Below are 21,742 nucleotides of genomic sequence, written 5' to 3'. Positions count from 1 at the left end.
GTCAACTTCAGCAAAATTGAGTCAGAACCCCTATTCCATGCCGATCCACACCGCGCAGGAAGTCGTCGAATGTGCGGTTCATCTCGCGATGCAGCGCGAGGAATGGGTTGTCCTCCCCGGAGAAGCGCGAGGCCGGCAGGTTGCGGCTTCGGCTCCAGGGCATCAGGCCCTTCACGTCCATGATACACCTCATCTCAGACGGACAGGAGGCGCGGGCGCCAGCCCGGCTGACGCCCACACCGACTGCTTATTCAGGAGACCAGCTGCTGTTCAGGCCGCCTTGCTCTCGATCTGCTGCGGCTGATTGCTGTTCGCGATCTCGATGCGCCGCGGCTTCAGAGCCTCGGGCACCTCGCGCACCAGATCGATGGAGAGCATGCCGTTCTCCAGGCTGGCGCCGGCAACCTTCACATAGTCAGCCAGGCTGAACTGGCGCTGGAAGGACCGGCCGGCGATCCCGCGGTGGAGATACTGGCCGCCGTTCTGCTCGGCCTTCTTGCCGGCGACAACCAGCGCGTTCGGCTGCCAGGTGATGGTCAGCTCGTCAGGCGTGAAGCCCGCGACGGCCAGAGTCACCTGGTACGCGTCATCGCCCGTCTTCTCGATGTTGTAAGGCGGGTAGTTGTCGTCCGGATTGAGGCGCAGGGCGTCCTCGAACATCCGGTCGAAGCCGATCAGGGACCGGCTGAGCGGAGCAAGATCCATCATTCCCATAGCCATATCCTCTTCGAGCAACATGGATACGAGACCGGGAGCCCGATGGGCTCCTCGCCAAACCCCTTCATGGGCGTTCGGCGACCGACTAGCTAGTCGAAGCGGCCGCGATTTCAAGACCGCCTCGACCGCGCTCCCAATGCGACCTCTGGCATGACCGCGTGGTGGTAGCGCGGCACCGAGAGCGAGGCTGTTTCCGGCAGGGGTGCGTGGTGTCTCCTGTCAGATCGCCCGCGCCGCCTATCCTTCCGGCGTAGATTGGGCGGGTCTACACCGCTGCGGCAGCACAGCCTTGCCTCGCCGCCTGCCACTGGTAATGAGTGGAACCATGCGCCGTCGATCCGGCTCTGCATTTCTGACGGCGACCCCGCCAACGGCGCTCTGGCTCGACCGGGCGGCGCTGCGCCGCCACCAGTGGGAGAACCGGCTGCAGTCGATACTGCTGCTTGCTGGCCTTGGGCTGCTCGCGGCGGTGACGGGCAGCCTCCTGGCTGGCCCAGACGGCATGCTGCTCGCGGCCGGCGCCGCGCTGCTGTTACTCCTGCTGGAGCCTGGCGCGGGCGATCCGGCATTCCGCTACGTGTTCGGCGCCGTCCCGCTCCACCCGGCGCAGGCACCGGAACTCTATGCGCTGACCCGGGAGCTGGCCCGCCGGGCCGGCCTTTCGCGCCTCCCCATGCTGCACCTGATCCCCTCACGCCAGCTTCAGGCGATGGCCGGTGGTGGTCGGGACAGGCCGGCGATCGCTTTGACCACCGGCCTGCTCGCCGCCCTGCCACCCCGGGAAGTGGCAGGCGTGCTTGCGCATGAAATGGCTCACCTTCGCCACGGGGACCTGTGGGTCATGCGCCTTGCCGCCGCCGCGGCGACACTGACGCGCGGCATGGGCCTGCTCGGCAGCATCCTACTGCTGCTCTGGCTGCCGATCCTGATGGCCGCCGGCGCGGTGCCGTCGCCGCTAGCCATCCTGCTGCTCGTCGTCGCACCGACGGTGGGCGACCTCCTCACGCTTTCCCTCTCGCGGCGACGTGAGTTCCTCGCCGATGCCGGGGCTGTGGAGCTCACCGGCGATCCCGCTGGGCTCGCGGCCGCACTGCTGCGGCTCGAACGCCTTCAGGGCGATGACTGGGAGCGGCTGGCCACGCGCAGCGGCGCCTGGTGGCTGCGCTGGCTGCGCACCCATCCGACCATTCGGGAGCGCGTCGCTCGGCTCGCCGGGACAGTCACGAGCGTGCCGCCGGTGCAAGCTCCGCGTCTGGACCCTGTCATGCACGGCACGGTGATTCCCCAAGGCCATGCCGGCCAGCGCCTGGCGCGGCGCTGGATGCTCTAGACGGCGCAGGACCGAGCGGAGGGGCAATGTGTGCAACCCCAGGCCAGAGTCGTCATACTCCCGCGAGCAAGGATAACTGGCCGGGAAAGCCGCCGGCAGGTGGGGCGTCCGCAGCCCAGTGACCGCCATGTCGAACGCGACCCGGCCGAAGTAGGGAGACCGCGATGTCTGCTCTGACAGGGGAGGATGTCCGTTCGATCCTCGGGACGGTGGACAACGACCTGATGGCCCGCATTCTGGCCACAGGCGCCACCCGAGACGAGCTCGCCGAGGCATATGCGTGGCTCAGCAACGACGAAGCCCCGATAAACAGCGGCCAGCGTTTGGCCTCCGGCCGCGTTGCCGAGCTCATCGATCTTCTTGAGGAGACGGAAGAAGAACCTCCGCCATCAATGCCGGGATGACAGCGTCAGCGGCCTCAATCTGGCGCATCACGGCGACGCGTCTCTCTTCGGCCTGCTCACCCCTGCCGAAACGGCTTACGACTTCGGTCCCGTCACGGAACCCACCGTCGCACCAACGAAATCGTTGCGGATGGAAAGAGAGGCGCGGCTTCAGCGCTCATCCCCGCGGAAGGTGACGGGACGCCGCGTCGCCGGGCGGCCGTAATCCTCGCCTCGTCAGGGACATGGGGGCCGCGCCACGGTCTAGCACTACTTTGGCAAACTTGGTTCAGGCGGTGTGCTGATCCATTTGCGGCAGTGGGGGCATCTCGGCAGCGTTCGGGCGCGGAGTAGGTAGGCGACGAGGGCGGCCCGCACGGCGGGCAGGCTGGGCTGCGGTGGTGGCCCGGCTCGCCTTTTTCCCCCGCTTTGCCTCGGTCAGACGACGGTGCTGCAGGAACGCAAAGGCCAGCATCGTCATCAGCGCGTGTCGGTGCAGTCCAGTCCAGGATCGCCCCTCGAAGTGGTCGAGGCCGAGTTCCTCTTTGAGTTGCTGATGCGCCTGCTCGCAGGTCCAGCGCGCCTTGATGGCGGTCGCCAGAGCCTTGAGGCCCGTGTCGGCGGGCAGGTTGGAGAGGTAGTACTTCGTCTCGCCCGAGGCGCGCCGTTCGCCCACCACCCAGGCCTCCTCGCCCGGCAGGTGCTGCGCAGGCCTGCCACCAATCTGCTGGGCCTTACCGTCCGCGACGCGGATGCGCAGGGCCGCGAACCGGGCGGTGAGGCGCCCCTTGGTGCCGCGGCGCCAGGTGATGGCGCGCCACAGGGCGCCGGCGAGAGCCTCCTCGGCTGAACGGGAGAGCTGATCGGGCTCTTGCAGGCGGCGCCGACTGCCAGGAGGGGGTGCGAGCAGCCCGACGTCGAGAGGGTAGACCTTGAGGATGCGCGGGATCCCGACGGCCCAAGCCAGCCCACGCTCGCTCAAGCTTTGGCGGAACGAGGCGCTGACACCGTATCCCGCATCGGCCAGCACAGTGCCGAACCGCGCCCCTGCCGCCACGACCCGATCCAATTCGGCGAGCGCGAGCTCGGGCTTGGTGCGGGGCGTCCTCCAGGGCTCTGGCACACCGGCCTTGTCGAGGCGGGGCGGATCGCCGGTCCATGTCTCGGGCAGGAACAGGCGCAGAGCGACCGGGACCGGCACCTCGGCGCGGGCCAGGGTCAGCGAGACCAGCGTCTGGCAGTTGGCGTTCTTGCCGAGCACTGTGGCGTATTGGGGAGCGACGCCGACCGAGCCGCGTCCCTTCTTGGGCAGCGCCGTGTCGTCGATGACGAGATTGGCGTCCAGCCCACCCACCAGCCGGTCCGCCTGAGCCACCAGCGCCGCCTCCAGCGGTTTCATGTCCCAGCTCCCGCCAGCGATGAAGTGGTGCAGGGCGTCGTGGCTCGGCAGGCCCAGGCGCTCGGCCATGGGCTGGATGCTCTTGCGCTCGCCTGGTCCGATCAGGCCTGCGACGTAGAGCGGGCACATCGCCCGTCGCGCCGGATGCCCAAGCCTCTCCAGGAACGGCGCCAGCCAGCGCTCCAGCTCACCCCGCCAACCCGTGCCCGACACCATGACCGCCTCCGATCACACCAGATCAGAGCGCCCTGCCAGCAGTCCAGTTCCGATAGTCTGCCAAAGTAGTGCTAGAGGCTGTTATGGACCTGCCGCGAGTAGAGCGGCCTGTTTGAGCATGAGGCAGACGAAGGCGACGAGGTGGAGATCGGCAAGGGTGCTGGCGTAGCGCTCATAGTCCTTCACCAGTCGTCGAAAACGTGTTGCCCAGGCAAAGGATCGCTCGACCACCCAGCGCCGTGGCAGCAGCACGAAGCCACGCTTGGCCTCGGGTAGCTTCACCACCTCCAGCTCAATGCCGTTCGCCCTGGCCGCATCAGCCGCCCGCGCGCCGGTATAGCCCTGGTCGACATAGGCCAGTTCGACGCTCTGCCCGGTGGAGGCCTGCACCGCCTGGGCCAGCCGCCCAACCTCGCCACGATCGTCCGCATTGGCGGCGGTCACATGCAACGCCAGCAGATGGCCCAGCGTGTCGACCGCCAGATGCAACTTGGCACCCTGCTTCCGCTTGGCGCCGTCATACCCGGCCCGCGCGCCGCTCTCCGGCGTCGAGCGGAGCGTCCGGCTATCCAGGATGGCAGCGCTGGGCTGGGCTTTGCGGCCAGCAGCCAGGCGCAGGACAGTGCGCAGATCCTCGGCCAGAGCCTCGAAGCAACCAGCCGCCAGCCAGCGCTGCGCCTGCTGATAGACCGCAGCCCAGGGCGGCAGGTCGTTGGGCATCCAGCGCCAGGGCGCCCCGGTCTTGATCACATAGCGCAGGCCGTTGAACACCTCGCGCAGCGCATGCTCGCGCTGTCCGGCGTCCTCCGGCAGCAGGGTCAGGTAGGGCGCAACCAGCGCCCATTCATCATCGGAAACGTCAGAGGGGTACGGCTTGCGGGCACTCATGCCCCACAGCCTGATCGTTACCTACCCACAGGTCCATAACAGCCTCTAGCTCCGTTCCGCCTCTACCATGCTCTTTGCATAGCGCCTCCCAAGCACCGTCGAAACGGCGTCCCCTCGGTCGCGTTTTGGAGGGTTGGCATCCGGACTTCCGCCCGGCAACGGCTCGTCCCGAGTTGGCCTCGGAGCCCGGCGGAGCCGCTGATGGCGCCGGACCGCAGGATATGGGGAAGCGTTTTGCGCGAAAGGGACGAAAGCGTCAGTCGGGAGCTGCTTCGCCAGCAGACGGCTCTGGCCCGGTTCGGGGAGCTTGCGCTGAAGTCCGACGACTTGGACGAGATCCTGACCGAGGCCTGCCGCCTGGTGGGGGAGGCCCTCGGCACCGATCTTTCCAAGGTGATGGAGCTCCAGGAGGACGGCGAGACCCTGTTCGTCCGCGCGGGCGTGGGCTGGAAGCCCGGGGTGGTCGGCGAGGTGACCATCAAGGCGTCGGAGGACACGTCGGAGGGTTATGCCCTGAAGACGGGCCGGCCGATGATCTCCGCTGACATCGCGCAGGAGACGCGGTTCACCTATCCGCCCTTCCTGGTCGAAAACGGCGTCAAGGCAGTGGCCAACGTCCCCATCATCGGCGCCGAGGACAAGCCTCCGTACGGCATCCTGCAGATCGACAGCCGCAAGCCGCGCGAGTTCACAGAGGACGACACCGCCTTCCTCCGCACCTATGCCAATCTTCTCGCGGCGGCGGTGGATCGCCTACGCGTAACCGGGGACCTGCGCGACCGCGAGGCGCGCCTGCGCAGGAGCGAGGAGCGGTTCCGCCGCATCGTCGGGATCGAGACGGTGGGGGTGATCTTTCTCAACTCCGGGGGTCAGATCACGGACGCCAATGAGGCTTTCCTGCGCATGTCCGGCTTCACCCGCGGGGATCTGGAAGCGGGTCGGCTGCGCTGGGACGAACTCACCCCGCCGGAATGGATGGCGCAGACCCTGCATGTCCTGGAGGAGCTGAAGGCCACCGGCCAGGGCACCCCCTTCGAGAAGGAGTATATCCGCAAGGACGGCTCGCGCTGGTGGGGGTTATTTGCCGGCAGGATGCTGGAGGAGGGCGTCGCGGTCGAGCTCGTCCTCGACGTCACCGACCGAAAGGCGACCGAGCAGGCGCTACGCGAGAGCGAGGCCAGGCTACGCTCCCTCGTGGAGGGCATCCCGCAGCTCGTGTTCCGCTCGCGCAGCTCGGGCGAGCGGATCTGGGGAAGCCCCCAATGGGTCGATTACAGCGGCCTCTCAGAGGAGGCGAGCCTCGGCCTGGGCTGGCTCGACGCGATCCACCCCGACGACCGCGCGGCAACGATGGCAGCCTGGGCCGAGGCAGAGGCACGTGGCCGCTTCTCCGTCGAGCACCGCACATACCGCGCCGCGGACCGGACCTGGCGCTGGTTTCAGAGCCGAGCCACGCCGATGCGGGACGCGCAAGGCCGCATCCTCGAGTGGTTCGGCACCTCGACCGACATCGACGACCAGGTGCACGCCCGCGAGGTGCTGGCTCACGGCCGCGAGGAGCTTGAGGCACAGGTCGCCGAGCGCACCGCCGATCTGCGGCACGCCCTCGACAGCCTGCAAGCGGAGATGGCGCAACGTGAGCGCGCCGAGGCGGCCCTGCGGCAGATGCAGAAGATGGAGGCGGTGGGCCAGCTCACGGGCGGCATCGCGCATGACTTCAACAATATGCTCCAGGGCATCGTGGGCAGCCTGGATATGGCGCGGCGGAGGGCCGCGGAGGGCCGCATTGCGGACGTGCTGCGCTACCTCGAACCCGCGCGCCAGTCAGTCGAGCGGGCGGCCGGGCTGACCCGGCGGTTGCTGGCCTTCGCGCGGCGGCAGCGGCTGGAGCCAAGGCCAGTGGACCCGGACGCGCTCGTAGCGGGAATGGCGGATCTGATCCGCCGGACAGTCGGACCGGCGGTCCGCCTGGAACTGCTGCTGCGCGACGGCCGGGCGCGGGTGCTGTGCGACCCGAGCGAGCTGGAAAGCGCGCTGCTGAACCTCTGCATCAATGCCCGCGACGCGATGCCGGAAGGCGGGCAGCTATCGATTGCTACGGACGATATCCGCCTGACGGCGGCGGACCTCGTCGGACAGGAGGGCGCCGCGCCGGGGGATTACGTGGCGATCTCTGTCGCCGACACTGGCGTGGGCATGTCGGCCGACGTGCTGGACCGGGTCTTCGAGCCGTTCTTCACCACCAAGCCGGTCGGCCAAGGGACAGGACTGGGACTGAGCCAGGTCTACGGCTTCGTGCAACAATCAGGAGGGCTGGTTCGGCTGGAGAGCGCCCCCGGAAAGGGTACCACCGTGCGTCTGTACGTGCCGCAGCACGCGCAGGTGGACGTGGCCGAAAGGCCGAGTGCCGCTCCGGCGCCCGACAGAGCTCAGCCGGGCAAGGCCGTGCTGCTGGTCGATGACGAGGACATCGCGCGGGACGCAGCGGCCGAGCGGCTGCGCGAACTTGGGTATCGCGTGTTGGAAGCGGCCGACGGCCCCGCGGCGCTGCACCTTCTGGACGGCGGCGCGCATATCGACATGCTGGTCACGGATGTGGGGCTGCCGAACGGGATGAATGGGCGGCAGGTCGCCGAGGCGGTGCGCGAGCGGCGGCCCGGAATACCTTTGCTGTTCATCACCGGCTATGCGGGCACCGACCTGCCCCCGGGGAGCGAGGTGATCGACAAGCCCTTCGATCTCGACACCCTCGCCCGGAGGGTCCAGGCAGCCTTGGCCAGGCAGTGAAGATCGGCGAGATGGGCATGCGGCCCGGCTATTACGGGCTCCGCTGCTCTCCGGGTGCCCCGCTCTGATCCGTCGACCCCTGCAGCTTCTGGACGACGATGCCCGCTCTGGTCTGTCGGTGCGGCAGAGTGGAAGCCGCCGGCCGGCCCAAGCACCTCCCAGAAGATCGCGATGCCAAGCAGACTGGCGGCCAGCAGCTGTGGCACCTCAGTATTCCCCACAGGGAGCAGACGCCGGAGAAGAGCACGGGGTGATACCGCGTTGAGCAAACAGCGACTCGGCGGCGAGTCGCCCGTCCAAGAAGCTGGTCAGCCCTGAAAGTTATCCACCAGCCCTGGCGTTACCCCGTGGGGAGTACTGAGGTCCGCGTGGGGAATGCCGAGAGATCAGCTGTTATCCCGTGGGAACTGCCAAGCACTACAATTAGAAGCAACTAGTTCTTCCCATTGACGACCCTCAGTAATCCCCACATTGACGGCTCCCGACGCGACCCGGCAAAACCGATCCATGATGAGTTGAACGTGGAGCGTGTGATGGCCGATGCGGCGAAAGGGGTACGCCAACTCGTACTTGTCCACGGCCGCGATGCTGCCAAAGAACTTGTCGACCCGGACCATCGGTCGCTGGTGAATATCGCCAGCGAGGTCCTGGGAGATGATAGCGGGCGTAAAGGCTACAGCTACTCAGGGTTGTGCCTTACGTCTCTTCCTCATCGTAAGCTGGCCGACGACCAAGCGTGGGAACGCACCGTCGGGCCCCTCACGCTAATCATTGAACCTGGCCGGATCAAACTCGGGGACGGCCCATCCAAAATGGCCGGGGTACCGCACGGAGCCCGCGCTCGTCTGATCCTGATCTACCTGCAGACGCAAGCCGTACTCACAAGCAACCGTGAAGTCAGTCTCGGCCGTTCCATGCGCGAATGGATGGGACGGATGGGGCTTTCCGTTGGAGGGGAAACAGCCAGGGCTCTCCGGGAGCAGGCGAGGCGCATCGCCGCCTGCAGCATGCGATTCAGCTGGAAGTTGGAAGGTCGCTCAGGTCAACGCCCCAGTTCTCCAACGATGATGACGAACGAGCGAATTATCAAATCGGGACTATTCTTCCACGATACGAGCCGCAGTGACGACCGGCAAGAGAACCTCTTTGAGGATAAAGTATTTCTCGACAGTGACTTCTTCGACCAACTTCGCCGACATCCAGTACCACTTCATGACGGAGCCATTCGGCAGCTCAAGAACAGTTCAACTGCTCTCGATGTCTACGTCTGGCTCGCGTTCCGGCTGCATCATTTGGAGAAGCGGACACCGATTGGCTGGAAAGACCTCTACCAGCAGTTTGGCGCGGGCTATCGCCATTTGTGGGCCTGGAAACCCTACTTCCTTGAGTCCCTCGCGGAGGCGGTCGCTGCGTATCCCGAAGCACGCGTGGACGTCGAGGATAGCCACATCATGCTGCATCCGAGCCCACCGCCGGTTGCCAAGCTCAAGGCCTGACCTCAGACGACCCAGCTGTGGGGATTGCCGAGGTCCTGTGCGTACCTTTCATGGTTTGATAGGTCCGCAGTTCGATGCATCCCATTTCAGGCATCAGCGCCTCAAGGCCAGCGTGGCCGGTCCAACGATCTCAGTAGTCCCCACAGTACGCTACTCAGGTGTTCCCCCCCAAGCGCAGGGCAGACCGGCCGATGAGACGGAGGTCAGCCGGCGGTCCAGGCGGCGGGCTTCGGGTCGCGCTCGTAGAAGCCGGTCTGGTGCCAATAGGGATAGGCCGGCTGGCGGAAGCTGGCCTTTTCCAGTTAGGCGACCTGCTCGGCGGAGAGGTTCCAGCGGACCGCGCCCAGATTCTGCGTCAGCTGTTCCTCGTTGCGCACACCGAGGACGATATTGGTGACGGTCGGCCGTGGCACCCTCAGCGACTTCCGGGCTGGCGAGGGTTGAGGGACACGACTTGGCCCCCTTCCGAGCGCCGTTGGTTGGCAGGGGCGTCCAGCACCTGGGTCACCTTGCGCGCGAGTTGCTCTCGCGCAAACGGCTTGGCGATGAAGTGCACCCCATCGTCCAGGCGGCCATGATGCACAATGGCATTCTCCGTGTAGCCGGACATGAACAGCACCGGCAGTCCCGGGCGAACCTCCTTGAGCTTGTGGGCCACTTCATGGCCCTTCATACCGCCGGGCAGGACCACATCGGACAGGAGCAGATCGACTTTGGCTCCATTCTGCTCGAATACCCGCAGGGCCTCGGCCCCATCGCTGGCCTCCAGCACCCGGTATCCGAGATCGCGCAGGATGGCGGTGGCCACTTCCCGCACCGCAGGCTCGTCCTCCAGGATCAGCACCGTGCCCGAGCCGCGTGGCAGCTCCACCGGGGTTCCGGGGCGCTGCGCTCCGGCGAGCTTCACCCCGACAGCGCGCGGCAGGTAGAGCCGTACCGTCGTGCCCTCTCCCGGTTCGGAATAAACCTTCACATGCCCGCCCGACTGCTTGGCGAAGCCAAACACCATGGCGAGGCCGAGCCCCGTGCCCTTGCCGACCTCCTTCGTCGTGAAGAAGGGCTCGAACGCGCGGGCCAGCACCTCCGGAGGCATTCCGGTGCCGGTATCCGAGACACCCAGCATCACATAGTCGCCCGGCGTGACCTCAGCGTGCTGGCGCGCATAGCCTTCGTCCAGCACCTTGTTCGCCAGTTCGATGGTAAGTCGCCCACCCTCGGGCATCGCGTCCCGGGCATTGAGGGCCAGGTTGAGCAAGGCGCTCTCGACCTGCACTGCGTCCGCCATCGCAGGCCACAGCCCGGCCGCATCCACCACCCGAACCTCGATCTGCGGCCCGAGTGTCCTGCGGAGGAGTTCCGCCATATCCGGCAGCATGGCGGAGAGATTGATCGGCGCCGGCGCGAGCGGCTGCTTGCGGGCAAAAGCCAGGAGTTGCTGGGTCAAGGCAGCCCCACGTCTGGCGCCCCAGATCGCCCGATCGATGCGTGTCAGGACCGGGCTGCCCTCCTCGAGTTTCGGTTTGGCGAGTTCCAGGTTGCCCAGGACCACCGTGAGCAGGTTGTTGAAGTCATGGGCAATGCCGCCGGTGAGTTGACCCATGGCCTGGAGGCGCTGGGCGCTCCGCGCCGCCGCCTCAGCGCGGACCCGCTCCGTGATGTCCGTCACGGTCAGCACGAAGCCCCCACCCGGCATGGCCGTGCGGCGTAGCTCGAAGCTGCGGCCGTCGGTCGCGCGCGTCCGTTCATAAACCACCGGCTCGTCGGAGGACCGTCCCCCGCGCCCATGGCGGATTTGATCCCATGTCTCCAGCATGGGGCCGCTTGTGGCCGCACCGACCTGCTCGGCAATGGCCTCATAGGCGGTGCCCTCGCGCATCATGGAACGGGACAGGCCGAGCAGGGCCACGAAGCACTCGTTCCAGCGCACGAGTCGGCCCTCGGCGTCAAAGGCGGCAATCCCCTGGCTGATGCTCTCGAGCGCGGTGCGCAGTTGGTCCGCTAAAGCGTGCTGCGTGGCCTCGGACCGGGTCAGTTGCGCCTCTGCCCGAGCGAGGAAGCGGGCGGACAGGGCAAGCAGCGCGATCGCCAGGGCGGCCCCGCCCAGAGCGAGCCAGCGGGTGAGGGCCTGGCTCCGGTCGGCCGCCTCCTTTCGCAGCGCGAGGAGACGCTCCTCCTCGGCATGGACCGCTGCGAGGGCGGCCTCGATCGCGGCTGTGAGTTGCCGCCCGCGGCCGGCCTGTACCATGGCTCGGGCCGCCTCAGGCCCTTCATCACGACGCACCTGGATGGCACGCCCCAGGCTGTCCAATCTTTGCTGGAGAAGAGGCGCGAGGGCGCGAAGCTGGTCCTGCTGGACAGGATTGTCGGAGGTCAGGCGGCGAAGCTCCTCCTGAAGCCGGGTGATACGGCCGAGTGCATCCCGGTGGGAGCCGAGATAGTCGTCGCGGTCGGTCAGCAGGTAACCGCGCTGGCCGATCTCGGCATCGCGCACTGCTATTCCGAGCTGGTCAGCCGCCGTGATGACCTCATAGGTATGGCGGACCCAGAGCTGTGTCTCGCGAGCATTATCGAAGCCGAACCAGGTCAGCCCACCGATGCCACCCACGAGCAGAGCAGTGGCGGTCACGGTGAGGAGCTTGGCCTTCCTGGCCATCAACTTAGGCATGCGCTCTCCTTTGGTCCTACACGGAGCGAGCGCTATCGCACTCCTGAAATCGCCGGTAATGAATGGCTAAGGGTTAAAACATGCCACTTTCCGGCTACTCGGCAACCTTGAACAATTGCTTCAGCCCACGCGATCCACCGGCAGGCGCGCAGCGGACGGTGGAAACAAGGCACGAGATATATGGCCCCCGCCGCGGTCTGAGAGGGCCATGCGCCGCGAAGCGGGAAGCAATTCAGAACTTGTGCTCACGAAGGGGGTTGTGCCCCCTGAGGTGGTGTATGAGGCCGTCACCGTAATGGTGGCGGCCATCGTGATGGTCCTGGCTAGGGTTGGGTTGCTGAGACCGACAACCCCTGGACCATGGACCAGCCACGATGACCGACGAGACGATGGCCCTTCGAGGCCTTTTGGAGAAGTCCGCCGACGCCACCTTCCTGCGCGAGATGATCGGGTACGCCGCCGAGCGGCTGATGGAGCTGGAGGTGGGCGAGCTGACCGGCGCTGCGCATGGCGAGCGCAGCTCCAACCGGCTGGTGCAGCGCAATGGCTACCGCGAGCGCGACTGGCAGACTCGGGCGGGGACCGTCGAGCTACGGATCCCCCGTCTCCGGCGTGGCTCCTACTTCCCAGCCTTCCTGGAGCCCAGGCGCACGGCCGAGAAAGCGCTGACGGCGGTGATCCAGGAGGCCTACGTCCAAGGCATCTCGACCCGCTCGGTCGATGACCTGGTCCGCGCCATGGGCCTGGAGGGCGTTTCCAAGAGCCAGGTCTCGCGGCTCTGTGCGGAGATCGACGAGCGGGTCGGCGACTTCCTCTCCCGCCCCATCGAGGGCGACTGGCCCTACCTGTGGCTCGACGCGACCTACGTGAAAGTCCGCGAGGCCGGGCGGATCGTCCCCGTCGCCGTCACCATCGCGGTCGGCGTCAACGGCAACGGCCGGCGCGAGGTCCTCGGCATGGCGGTCGGCAGCTCTGAGGCCGAGCCCTTCTGGCTGGATTTCCTCCGCAGCCTGGCCCGTCGCGGCCTGCGTGGGGTCAAGCTCGTCATCTCCGATGCGCATGAGGGGCTCAAGGCCGCGGTGACCAAGGTGCTCCGAGCCACCTGGCAGCGGTGCCGCGTGCATTTCGGCCGTACCGCCTTGGCCCATGCCGGGAAGACCCAGCGCCGCATCGTCTCCGCCTGGATCGGCACCGCTTATGCCCAGGAGGACGCCGTGGCCGCCCACGCCCAATGGCGCACAGTGGCCGACCAACTCCGCCCCAAGGTGCCCAAGCTCGCCGCCCTGATGGACGCCGCCGAGGAGGACGTCCTCGCCTACATGCACTTCCCCGCCGCTCATCGGGCCAAGTTGCACAGCACCAACCCGATCGAGCGGCTCAACGGCGAGATCAAGCGCCGCACCGACGTCGTCGGCATATTCCCAAACGAGGCTGCCGCCGTCAGGCTGGTCGGGGCGATCCTGCTCGAGCAGTCCGACGAATGGGCCACCCAGCGCGCACGCTACATGACCCTGGAGACCATCGGCGCCATCAGCGATACTGCCCCGGTCAGCCTGCCAGCTCTGGCATCCTGACGAGGCGGACCAGCCCGCCCAGGAGCAACTCTCCTACACCACGCCACGGGGCACGACCCAGAAGGGCGCATCCGCGCTGTTGGGGCCTCGACAAGAACGGCGCGCCCAAAGCCGCGCGCGCTCAACCCTGATCATAGATATGAGAGAGTAGGTTAGCGTCTGGCATCCACATGCACCAGACTTCACCCACTGCCGAGACCAGCAAGGCCGAGCTTATCGACGTTCTTTCGCGCAGGCCCACCAGGCACTCTACGCCGCCACGCGAAGCACACGGCGAGTGCTGGTTGGAGACTTCTCACCGCGGGATTCCTTGGGCTTTCAGTGGTCCTCAACGAGCGTGCCGATCAGGCGCAGCAATTCGAGATGCTCTGGACCGTACACCCCTCGGATAAGGAACTCCCCGATTTCGAGGTCTGCCATCTGGCCCTCGGATGCCGCGTTCGGCTCGTGCCTGACGAACCGAAGTTCACGAGCCGGTTCTGAAACCGGACCAGCGTACCCCGGGACTTTCGGTTCTGGAACCACGCCGATCTACAGGCGGTGCCCAAGCGGCCAGCCCCAGCGAGGCATCAAGAGCCGGACCGCTCCATTTTCCCTGGCCTGGATACCACGACCGCGCCTATGACCATCGAGAGCTGCTTAAGCCCTGCGATAAGCTTCTGGTGCTCTTCTACCCGCCGAGCCTCGTCCCACACGAACGGGATCAGCGATGTCCATCTCCGGTCTGTGGCGTACAGACTCGCGTCTGCAGCGATCTCCTCGATGATGTCCTGGAAGGATTTTCCTGGGCGCATGAACTTCACCTCCACCACAGTGCCGAGGCTGGGTATGGAGAGATCGACGCGAGGGTTTTTCTTCCCTACCGGTGACAGCGTTTCCTCATCGTTTAGATCAGGAAACAAAGGCGCCAGCACCGCCCAAAGCAGATTCTGAACGTGGTACTCATTCTCCACATCCCATTGCGTGATGTCCGATCTCCGCGTCCTGGGGGCAGCTTCCCAGGTCCAGCGCTTAAACGAGCGCTGCACGCCCTCCAACACATGGAGTACATCGAGGGGGTCAAGGACCCCCATGCGCGCCGGTAGGTTGCGTTCGGTCAGCACGTTCAGCGCCCGTAGGAGCAATGCTGCTTCAGGTACTACTTCCTCGCCTGCGGCAAAGTGCAGGATGCGGTTCCAAGCTTCGTTGCAGCAGCGGTCGTCTGGACGACTGAGTAAAAGCTGCGAAAGGGCTACTCGTGCGTATCCATCCGCCGAGGGCCGCCTTCCGGTTCCTGGCTGGATCTGCCTTCAGTTCTTAGCGACGTTCGTAAGAGCGTCGCTAAGGACGGGGATGGTTGGCGGCATGGAAATCATCACGGGTGTCGAGCGGCGACGCCGCTGGCGGCTGGAGGACAAGCTGCGGATCGTGGCGGAGGCCGAGCGGCCGGGGGCCTGCTTCGTGGAGATCGCGCGACGGCACGAGATCGGCCGGAGCGTCCTGTGGTCCTGGCGCAGGCAGGTCCGTGAGGGTGTCCTGGCCGCCGAGCCGACGCCGGTGTTCCTGCCCGTGCAGGTGACGCCGGATCCGCCCGCGGCGGCTTCTGTCCCTGCCGAGCCTGCGACTACCTCGGGTCCGGCGAAGCTGGCGTCCGACAAGGCGGCGGCGCGGATCGAGATCGCGCTGCCGGACGGTACGGTCATCCGGGTGGACGAGGCGATCGGCGCCGCGGCCCTGCGGCGGGTGATGGCGGCGGTGCGCGCGTGATCCCCGTCCCCTCCGGCGTGCGGGTCTGGCTGGCGGTGGGTCACACGGACATGCGTCGTGGCATGCACTCACTGGCGCTGCAGGTGCAGCAGGGGCTCGGGCGTGATCCGCACGCGGGCGATTTGTACGTCTTTCGTGGCCGCAAGTCGGACCTGGTCAAGATCATCTGGCACGACGGGATCGGCATGTCGCTCTACATGAAGAAGTTGGAGCGCGGCCGCTTCATCTGGCCACCACCGGCGGATGGCTGCCTGCAGATTGCCGGCGCGCAGCTGGCCTACATGCTCGACGGGATCGATTGGAGAAATCCCCAACGCACCTACCGGCCCGAGTTGGCGGGATAGTGCGCGCGTCTTGCATGTTGACCCTATCCGGCGTGCAGCAGGTGTGATCCCATCACGGCGTGACGTCCACGCCGAACAGCCTGCCCGATGCTGTCGCCACGCTGCAAGCGGAACTCGCGGCCGAGCGTCTGGCGCGGCGCGAGGCCGAGGCACGCGCCTCCGGCGCCGAGGCGATGGTCGCGCACCTCAAGTTGCTGATCGCCCGGCTCAAGCATGACAAGTACGGCGCCTCCTCCGAGCGCGGCCGCAAGCTGATCGATCAGTTGGAGCTCGAGCTCGGTGAGCTGGTGACCACCGCCAGCGAGGACGCCGCCAAGGCGGAGAAGGCCGCTGACAAGGAGGGCCGTCCTCGTCGCCCCGACAGCCCACCCCGCGACCAGCCGGTACGCGCGCCCGTGCCGGCCCATCTGCCGCGCGAGCGGGTCGTGCTCCCCGGTCCGACCGCCTGCCCCTGCTGCGGCGGCAGGCTGTCGAAGCTGGGCGAGGACATCACGGAAACGCTCGAGGTCGAGCCAATCCGCTGGAAGGTGATCCAGACCGTCCGCGAGCGCTTCTCGTGCCGCGCCTGCGAGACCATTACCCAGCCGCCGGCACCCTTCCATCCCATCGCCCGCGGCCGGGCCGGCCCCAACCTGCTGGCGATGATCCTGGAAGCCAAATTCGGCCAGCACCTGCCGCTGAACCGCCAGAGCGACAGCTACGCCCGGCAGGGCATCGAGCTCGGCGTCTCCACCCTCGCCGACTGGGTCGGCACCTGCACCGCCAACCTCGCCCCGTTGATGGCCCTGATCGAGGCCCATGTGCTGGCCGCCGAGCGGCTGCACGGCGACGACACCACCGTCCCCGTGCTGGCCCGCGGCAGGACCATCACGGGGCGGGTCTGGACCTATGTCCGCGACGACCGACCCTTCGGCGGACCGGCGCCCCCGGCGGCGATGTTCCGCTACTCGCGCGACCGCACGGCCGAGCACCCGAACCGGCATCTGGCCGGCTACGCCGGCCTCCTGCAGGCCGATGCCTATGCCGGCTACAACGCGCTCTACGAGGCCGATCGACAACCCGGGCCAATCACCGAAGCAGCGTGTTGGGCGCATGGCCGGCGCAAGCTGTTCGAGCTGGCCGAGTTGTCGCGCGCGCCACTCGCCATCGAGGCGGTGCGGCGGATCGACGCCATCTTCGACGCCGAGCGCGCCATCAACGGGCTGCCTGCCGCGGCGCGGCTGGCCGTCCGCCAGCAGCACATCGCGCCGCTCGTCGCCGGGCTCGAAACCTGGATGCGCGAAAGCCGCGGCAAGCTGTCCCGCCACAACCCGGTCGCCAAGGCCATGGACTACATGCTGACCCGCTGGGAGACCTTCGCCCGGTTCCTCAGCGACGGCCGGATCTGCCTGACGAACAATGCTGCCGAACGCGCGCTGAGAGGTATAGCTCTCGGCAGAAAGGCGTGGTTGTTCGCCGGCAGCGATCGCGGGGGCGACCGAGCCGCGGCCATGGTCTCGCTGATCTACACCGCCAAGCTGAACGACGTCGATCCGCGTGCCTGGCTGGCAGACGTCCTCGCCCGCATCGCCGGCCATCCCGCCTCCCGCCTGCACGAGTTGCTGCCCTGGAACTGGCGCGCGGCCCGTGAGGCCACCGCAGTTGCCCAGGCCGCCTGACCAATGGCCGCCCCGAGCTGCGTGTTCACCATCACCCGCGCCGCCGAGATGCTCGGCGAGACCGAGGAATGGCTGGAGGAACTCGCCGACCAGCTCGAACCCGAGGACGGCCGCCTCTGGATCTACGACACCGATGACCGCGCCACGCTCGGGTTCACCGAACGTGGCATCGAAAGCCTCAAGGAGCTCAGCCTCGACCAGAAGCGCTGAACGGGGCCAGCATTACAGCCCTTGGCAACCGCGTCCTCGGCCGGATGGGTACCCCGCGGCCTTGGCCGGATGGATACACTCGTGCTTCGGGGAGCATCACAGCACTGTCCTGGCGCCCAGGAGCATCAATCAGGTGTGCTGCCGCGACGAAGAGCGATCGGTCCAGGGTTGCTAAATCCGGCGACGCTGCGCTCCTCACCACCAGATCTTTAAGCCAGCGTGCTTGAGAAGTACCGGCGTGGCGGCTAACGCCTAACGCGATGCCGAGCGCGGCGACGCCGTCTGCTTCGAGCGTGTATGGCTGATGCGGACGGAACCATGCACGCTCACTCAACCACGCCAGACCATCGGACAAGGCGGGCTGGAAGCTATGCTCCAGATGTCCGGTCGCGGCCGCGTAGCCAAGGGCTGCCACGTCTCCGACGGACCGACCGCCGCCCGCGCCGAGGCTCGCGGCTGCAGCCCCGGGCAGTTCGCTCAATCGGTTCTGCTCATCCAGGAGCCAGGCTCGGAAAGCCTGCACATGAATGGCCGAGAATGGCGTCGGCTCGGCGGCCGCAATTAGGCCGGCCCTGATCTGGGGGATGGTGGGGCCGGCGCTCACAAGAACCAAGGCCTGCGCATCACCGCGCCAACTACTGCGGTATCGGGGTCCCATCCCGGGGTACGCTCGAGGCCTGCGAGTTGCTTCGCAATTTCGTCGGCGTAGAGGAGTGTGATCGGGAGCCTAGCTCGTTCGTAAGTACGCCAGGAGTGGCAGGCGAAATCCGATACCTGACGCGTCAGCGTTCGCATGTCGCGAAAGGTCGATTTCTCGTGCAGGCGGAGTAGCACCGGATCAGGGATGCCCTGCGACGCGGCTCTGATCTGATCCCGTCCGGTGAGGGAAAGGAGCCACTCGTGGTCGCTGAGTTCTACGGCCTGCCCACGCTCGGGCGCATAGGCACCCTTGCCAGTCGCTGAGGCGTGGTCGAACAGCGTGAATGGGTGGTCCTCGGCCACATGGAGGAAGGCGAACTTCACCCCACTCAGGCCCATGCTTTCCACAGCGGCAACCACGGCATCCGCAGTCTCTTGTCGCATCTGGGTGAAGGCATGGAAGACCAAGCGCACCGTGTCGCCCGCGCGCCAGGCCTCCTCTTGCCGTATGCGCTTGACCGCCTCGATGAGCGTGGCGCGCAGTGCCTCCGGGTAGCGGTCGAACGGTACTGCAGCCGTTCGGGCATCTAGTAGATAGTTACCCTGGCTAGAGAACACGGTCGTGATCCCGACGACCCGTTCCCCTGCACCTCGACGTCGCTCCTTGTGGGTATGAGATCCGAGGCCAAAGACAAGCTCGTGATCTGTCGAGGGCCGGGCCTTCAGCAGCCAAGGGGTACCGCCGAGCTTGGCGTAAGTGGCCAAGCTGACGTTTGCCAAAGCGCAGGCGTACTCGAAGTCGCCCATGGCCATCATCTCGGCGGAGAGTGCCTGCACTGGCACGTCGCGCCGCAGGAACGCAGCCTTCGCCCACCAGTAAGGGCTACTGGTGGCAGGACGATCCTTCCAGGATCGCTGGACCTGCACCAGGGCTAGATCCCATGGCTGGTCCCGAGTGGCGGCCGCAGACAGAGCGTTACGGGCGGCTTCAGCGTAGGCGTCAGCGCTGTCATCCTTGGCCTCGAAGAATTCAACTTGCGGCTTCTGAAGCCGGAAGCGGCCCAGCAGCCCCGTCGCATGGGGTACAAAGCCTTTGTGAGATTGAACTTCGGGGAGACCCTCAAGGAAGTGCGCGACCGTCTCTGCCATGGCACCGCGCCGGCGTGCCTCGCAGATGACAGCAATCCTCGGCCGCTTTCGTTCAAAAGTCGCTCTATCGTAGGGCCCGGTCTTATCGAGCTGCCTCTGAGTCCAGTTGTCATTGCGAGAGCCGCTTGGGTCGAACGAGAACGTGGGCCGTTGGAACACCTCAGCTGGCGGAAATGGCACTGACTCCGCTTGGTCAAGTGGACTCTCAAACTGGAGAGGCACACCATCGGCGATCTGAAGGCCCTGATCTTCCTCTGATTTGATGGACAAGGATCAGGCGGCAGCGTTCTCCATCTGCTCGGGGGTCCTGTAGCCCAGGGCGGAGTGGATGCGCTGCCTGTTGTAGTAGCTCTCGATGTAGGCGAACACGTCGCGCCGAGCCTCATCCCGGGTGTCCCATCGGCGCTGCTGGACGAGTTCGACTTTCAGCGTGTGGAAGAAGCTCTCCATAGGCGCATTGTCGAGACAATTGCCGCGGCGGCTCATGGACTGCCGCATCCCAGCTGCCTTCAGGAGCCGACGATAATCGTCAGCAGCGTACTGCGAGCCGCGATCCGAGTGCTGTAGCAGGCCGGGAGCTGGCCGCTGCCGCTGGATGGCCATGGCGAGTGCGGCGCAGGTGAGTTCCGCAGGCATGTGCTCGCGCATGGACCAGCCAGCCACCTTGCGGGTGGCCAGGTCGAGCACGGCGGCGAGGTAGAGCCAGCCTTCACCGGTGGGCAGATAAGTGATGTCAGCCAGCCAGACCGTGTTGGGACGGGTGACAGCGAACTGCCGATCCAGCAGGTTCGGGGCGACCGGAAGGGTATGGCGGCTGTTAGTCGTTGCCGGGCGGCAGCGCCGGCCCGCGATCGCCCGGATCCCGGCACCTCGCATCAACCGCTCGACCCGGCCGCGGCTGACCAGGCGCCCCTCGGCACGCAAGGCGGCCTGCAGGCGAGGGCTGCCGTAGCGGCCGTGGTGGCTGGCGTGCAGGCGCCGGATGTCGGTTAGGATCTGCTGGTTGGCCAGGGCTCGCGCGCTATCAGGGCGAGCCCGCCAGGCGTAGTAACCCGAGCTGGAGACGCCAAGCACACGGCAGGCGGTGCGGATTGGCCAGGTATCGGCATGGGCGGCGATGACGCGGAACCTCATCTCGGGGGCTCCGAGAAGATGCCGATGGCTTTTTTTAAAATGTCACGCTCAAGGCGTGCGCGCTCCAGCTCGCGCCGCAGGCGTGCAATTTCGGCGGCCTGATCCGCCGGCGAAGACGCCAGAGCGGATGGCGCCGTGATGGACCTCGTGCCTGCCGCGATGGGCTGCGGCTGCGGTGCCTCGCCATTCTGCCGCCGCCGCCAGCTGCGCAGCATGGAGGGTTGGATCCCCAACTCACCCGCGACTTGCGTCAGCGGGCGGCCGCTGGAACGCAACAGCGCGACCGCCTCCTGCTTGAACTCCGGCGTGAACTCTCGCCGCGTCTTGCTCATCGGACACCTTCCTCGCTCCCAAGGAGCTTACTCAGGGGTGTCCATCAATTCGAAGGAAGATCACCCGCACGTCCGAAGTAGCTCAGGGCGCGTTGAAGCGTCTCAAGGCTGGCCTTGCCTGCCCTCAGCTCCCCTTCGATCTCCTGCACCTCCTTGAGCACCCGCTCAGCCCGGCCCTGCATAAGCGCCTGCACGACCGCGTTGAAGTTGGCACGCGTGGGTTCAAGGAACGCGAACCCAAGGGCCATCTCCTCGGGTCCGCCGTCAGGTTCTGTTGCATCGTTTGCGGGTCGAGGCGATCGCAGCCATGCTGGGACATGGCAAGACGGCGACTGGCGACACTTCGGGCGGATCTGACCTTCAAAGGCCGGCAGTTCACCGCCGAGGTGATCCTCTGGGCAGTTCGTTGGTACCTCATGTTCCCGATCAGCTACCGCGACCTCGAGCTCATGCTGCAGGACCGCGGTGTTGCCATCGCACACACCACCATCTTTCGCTGGGTCCAGGCCTATGCACCGGAACTGGAGCGACGGCTCCGGCCCTATCTGCGTATGTCCAACGGGTCGTGGAGAGTCGATGAGACCTATGTTCGGGTGAAAGGCCGCTGGATGTACCTGTATCGCGCGGTCGACAGCCGTGGTCAGACCATCGACTTCCTGCTCTCGGCCAAGCGCGACGCGAAGGCTGCAAAGCGCTTCTTTCGCAAGGCGCTGCGGCAGCCGCACACGGTAAACCCGCGCACGATCACAGTGGACAAGAACCCAGCTTACCCGTGCGCCACGGCGGAGATGAAGGCAGACGACGAGCTGTGGCGCTTCGCCCGGCTACGACAATGCAAGTTTCTCAATAACATTGTGGAACAAGATCACCGGCGCATGAAACGCTTGGTCAGACCAGGGCTTGGCTTCGGCGGTTTCGATACGGCGCGACGAACACTGGCAGGCTACGAGGCGATGGCGATGCTCAGAAAGGAGCAGGTACACGAGGTAGGCGGACGAGACATGCGGGCCCAAGCCAGCTGTGTGGCCGAGTTGTTCCAGGTCGCCGCCTAATCCGAAACCTACCGCGGCCATTT

19 protein-coding genes and 1 pseudogene are annotated in these 21,742 nt (G+C 66.4%); 10 read left to right on the top strand and 10 right to left on the bottom strand.

Features of this window, described 5'->3' with window-relative positions; translation table 11 throughout:
• Positions 1-7: 7 nt before the first annotated feature.
• Together RGI145_RS25310 and RGI145_RS23465 are read right to left on the bottom strand one after the other, a co-directional pair.
• Entirely contained in the window at positions 8-181 is a 174-nt protein-coding gene (locus tag RGI145_RS25310) for a hypothetical protein (RefSeq protein WP_156878766.1), read from the bottom strand.
• An 89-nt stretch (positions 182-270) separates the two neighbouring features.
• Positions 271-714: an Hsp20 family protein gene (locus RGI145_RS23465; RefSeq protein ID WP_075800944.1), complete on the bottom strand. Its 444-nt coding sequence runs from the start codon at positions 712-714 to the stop codon at positions 271-273.
• Positions 715-1,042: 328 nt separating this feature from the next.
• Here RGI145_RS23465 and RGI145_RS23460 point away from each other — a divergent pair, with 328 nt between their 5' ends.
• On the top strand, positions 1,043-2,047 hold the full coding sequence (locus RGI145_RS23460; RefSeq protein ID WP_083671518.1) for a M48 family metalloprotease: 1,005 nt from the start codon (positions 1,043-1,045) through the stop codon (positions 2,045-2,047).
• A gap of 164 nt (positions 2,048-2,211) precedes the next feature.
• The gene (locus RGI145_RS23455; RefSeq protein WP_075800943.1) at positions 2,212-2,451 is read left to right on the top strand and encodes a hypothetical protein; all 240 of its coding nucleotides are present in this window, start codon (positions 2,212-2,214) and stop codon (positions 2,449-2,451) included.
• A 268-nt stretch (positions 2,452-2,719) separates the two neighbouring features.
• On the opposite strand, the gene RGI145_RS23450 is transcribed toward RGI145_RS23455, so the two are convergent.
• Together RGI145_RS23450 and RGI145_RS23445 are read right to left on the bottom strand one after the other, a co-directional pair.
• Positions 2,720-4,045 carry an IS701 family transposase gene (locus tag RGI145_RS23450; protein WP_075800886.1) on the bottom strand — a complete coding sequence of 442 codons (1,326 nt, stop codon included), beginning with the start codon at positions 4,043-4,045 and terminating at the stop codon, positions 2,720-2,722.
• A gap of 81 nt (positions 4,046-4,126) precedes the next feature.
• Positions 4,127-4,933: an IS5 family transposase gene (locus tag RGI145_RS23445; protein WP_075796883.1), complete on the bottom strand. Its 807-nt coding sequence runs from the start codon at positions 4,931-4,933 to the stop codon at positions 4,127-4,129.
• 201 nt (positions 4,934-5,134) lie between these two features.
• Here RGI145_RS23445 and RGI145_RS23440 point away from each other — a divergent pair, with 201 nt between their 5' ends.
• Both RGI145_RS23440 and RGI145_RS23435 read left to right on the top strand, forming a co-directional pair.
• Positions 5,135-7,720 carry a PAS domain S-box protein gene (locus tag RGI145_RS23440; protein ID WP_083671516.1) on the top strand — a complete coding sequence of 862 codons (2,586 nt, stop codon included), beginning with the start codon at positions 5,135-5,137 and terminating at the stop codon, positions 7,718-7,720.
• Between the two features lie 521 nt (positions 7,721-8,241).
• A complete protein-coding gene (locus RGI145_RS23435) occupies positions 8,242-9,216 on the top strand; it encodes a replication protein RepA (protein WP_237183361.1) in 975 nt (324 codons plus the stop codon).
• Positions 9,217-9,419: 203 nt separating this feature from the next.
• On the opposite strand, the pseudogene RGI145_RS25950 reads toward RGI145_RS23435, so the two are convergent.
• Positions 9,420-9,623 (bottom strand): annotated as a pseudogene (locus RGI145_RS25950) (aldo/keto reductase); the annotation flags it as partial.
• A gap of 8 nt (positions 9,624-9,631) precedes the next feature.
• Entirely contained in the window at positions 9,632-11,881 is a 2,250-nt protein-coding gene (locus RGI145_RS23425) for a CHASE3 domain-containing protein (protein ID WP_075800940.1), read from the bottom strand.
• A gap of 374 nt (positions 11,882-12,255) precedes the next feature.
• Between RGI145_RS23425 and RGI145_RS23420 the strand changes: the two genes are divergently transcribed.
• Positions 12,256-13,455 carry an IS256 family transposase gene (locus tag RGI145_RS23420; protein WP_075800939.1) on the top strand — a complete coding sequence of 400 codons (1,200 nt, stop codon included), beginning with the start codon at positions 12,256-12,258 and terminating at the stop codon, positions 13,453-13,455.
• 569 nt (positions 13,456-14,024) lie between these two features.
• Here the strand turns inward: RGI145_RS23420 and RGI145_RS23410 are convergent.
• Positions 14,025-14,558 (bottom strand): PD-(D/E)XK nuclease domain-containing protein, encoded by a 534-nt coding sequence (locus RGI145_RS23410; RefSeq protein ID WP_167668424.1) that lies wholly within the window; start codon positions 14,556-14,558, stop codon positions 14,025-14,027.
• 241 nt (positions 14,559-14,799) lie between these two features.
• On the opposite strand from RGI145_RS23410, the gene tnpA reads away from it, so the two are divergent.
• The 4 genes from tnpA to RGI145_RS23390 are packed head-to-tail and all read left to right on the top strand — an operon-like array spanning position 14,800 to position 17,413.
• Entirely contained in the window at positions 14,800-15,201 is a 402-nt protein-coding gene (tnpA, locus tag RGI145_RS25525; protein WP_167668423.1) for an IS66-like element accessory protein TnpA, read from the top strand.
• On the top strand, positions 15,198-15,545 hold the full coding sequence (tnpB, locus tag RGI145_RS23400; protein WP_075800935.1) for an IS66 family insertion sequence element accessory protein TnpB: 348 nt from the start codon (positions 15,198-15,200) through the stop codon (positions 15,543-15,545). The genes tnpA and tnpB overlap by 4 nt, the downstream gene beginning before the upstream one ends.
• 59 nt (positions 15,546-15,604) lie before the next feature.
• Positions 15,605-17,203 carry an IS66 family transposase gene (tnpC, locus tag RGI145_RS23395; RefSeq protein ID WP_075800934.1) on the top strand — a complete coding sequence of 533 codons (1,599 nt, stop codon included), beginning with the start codon at positions 15,605-15,607 and terminating at the stop codon, positions 17,201-17,203.
• A gap of 3 nt (positions 17,204-17,206) precedes the next feature.
• Positions 17,207-17,413: a hypothetical protein gene (locus tag RGI145_RS23390; RefSeq protein ID WP_019463438.1), complete on the top strand. Its 207-nt coding sequence runs from the start codon at positions 17,207-17,209 to the stop codon at positions 17,411-17,413.
• 600 nt (positions 17,414-18,013) lie between these two features.
• Here RGI145_RS23390 and RGI145_RS23385 read toward each other — a convergent pair.
• The 3 genes from RGI145_RS23385 to RGI145_RS23370 form a co-directional block, all read right to left on the bottom strand.
• The gene (locus tag RGI145_RS23385) at positions 18,014-19,201 is read right to left on the bottom strand and encodes an argonaute/piwi family protein (RefSeq protein ID WP_075800933.1); all 1,188 of its coding nucleotides are present in this window, start codon (positions 19,199-19,201) and stop codon (positions 18,014-18,016) included.
• 273 nt (positions 19,202-19,474) lie between these two features.
• Positions 19,475-20,667 (bottom strand): IS3 family transposase gene (locus tag RGI145_RS23380; protein ID WP_156878764.1). Its coding sequence is split into 2 segments (ribosomal slippage): positions 19,475-20,361 and positions 20,361-20,667, totalling 1,194 coding nucleotides; the frame shifts between segments, so codons are not numbered across the junction.
• 44 nt (positions 20,668-20,711) lie between these two features.
• Positions 20,712-20,915 carry a hypothetical protein gene (locus RGI145_RS23370; RefSeq protein WP_075800930.1) on the bottom strand — a complete coding sequence of 68 codons (204 nt, stop codon included), beginning with the start codon at positions 20,913-20,915 and terminating at the stop codon, positions 20,712-20,714.
• 69 nt (positions 20,916-20,984) lie between these two features.
• Here RGI145_RS23370 and RGI145_RS23365 point away from each other — a divergent pair, with 69 nt between their 5' ends.
• Entirely contained in the window at positions 20,985-21,719 is a 735-nt protein-coding gene (locus tag RGI145_RS23365) for an IS6 family transposase (RefSeq protein WP_075800922.1), read from the top strand.
• The last annotated feature ends 23 nt before the right edge of the window (positions 21,720-21,742 follow it).

The sequence above is a fragment of the Roseomonas gilardii genome, from assembly GCF_001941945.1.
Taxonomy (GTDB): Bacteria; Pseudomonadota; Alphaproteobacteria; order Acetobacterales; family Acetobacteraceae; genus Roseomonas.
This window is presented reverse-complemented; position numbering and strand designations above follow the sequence as displayed.

Bases quoted from the DNA above. Each gene is read 5' to 3' on its own strand.
- RGI145_RS25310 (WP_156878766.1), bottom strand. From the start codon at position 181: ATGGACGTGAAGGGCCTGATGCCCTGGAGCCGAAGCCGCAACCTGCCG.
- RGI145_RS23465 (WP_075800944.1), bottom strand. From the start codon at position 714: ATGGGAATGATGGATCTTGCTCCGCTCAGCCGGTCCCTGATCGGCTTC.
- RGI145_RS23460 (WP_083671518.1), top strand. From the start codon at position 1,043: ATGCGCCGTCGATCCGGCTCTGCATTTCTGACGGCGACCCCGCCAACG.
- RGI145_RS23455 (WP_075800943.1), top strand. From the start codon at position 2,212: ATGTCTGCTCTGACAGGGGAGGATGTCCGTTCGATCCTCGGGACGGTG.
- RGI145_RS23450 (WP_075800886.1), bottom strand. From the start codon at position 4,045: ATGGTGTCGGGCACGGGTTGGCGGGGTGAGCTGGAGCGCTGGCTGGCG.
- RGI145_RS23445 (WP_075796883.1), bottom strand. From the start codon at position 4,933: ATGAGTGCCCGCAAGCCGTACCCCTCTGACGTTTCCGATGATGAATGG.
- RGI145_RS23440 (WP_083671516.1), top strand. From the start codon at position 5,135: ATGGCGCCGGACCGCAGGATATGGGGAAGCGTTTTGCGCGAAAGGGAC.
- RGI145_RS23425 (WP_075800940.1), bottom strand. From the start codon at position 11,881: ATGCCTAAGTTGATGGCCAGGAAGGCCAAGCTCCTCACCGTGACCGCC.
- RGI145_RS23420 (WP_075800939.1), top strand. From the start codon at position 12,256: ATGACCGACGAGACGATGGCCCTTCGAGGCCTTTTGGAGAAGTCCGCC.
- tnpA (WP_167668423.1), top strand. From the start codon at position 14,800: ATGGAAATCATCACGGGTGTCGAGCGGCGACGCCGCTGGCGGCTGGAG.
- RGI145_RS23390 (WP_019463438.1), top strand. From the start codon at position 17,207: ATGGCCGCCCCGAGCTGCGTGTTCACCATCACCCGCGCCGCCGAGATG.
- RGI145_RS23385 (WP_075800933.1), bottom strand. From the start codon at position 19,201: ATGGCAGAGACGGTCGCGCACTTCCTTGAGGGTCTCCCCGAAGTTCAA.
- RGI145_RS23370 (WP_075800930.1), bottom strand. From the start codon at position 20,915: ATGGCCCTTGGGTTCGCGTTCCTTGAACCCACGCGTGCCAACTTCAAC.
- RGI145_RS23365 (WP_075800922.1), top strand. From the start codon at position 20,985: ATGGCAAGACGGCGACTGGCGACACTTCGGGCGGATCTGACCTTCAAA.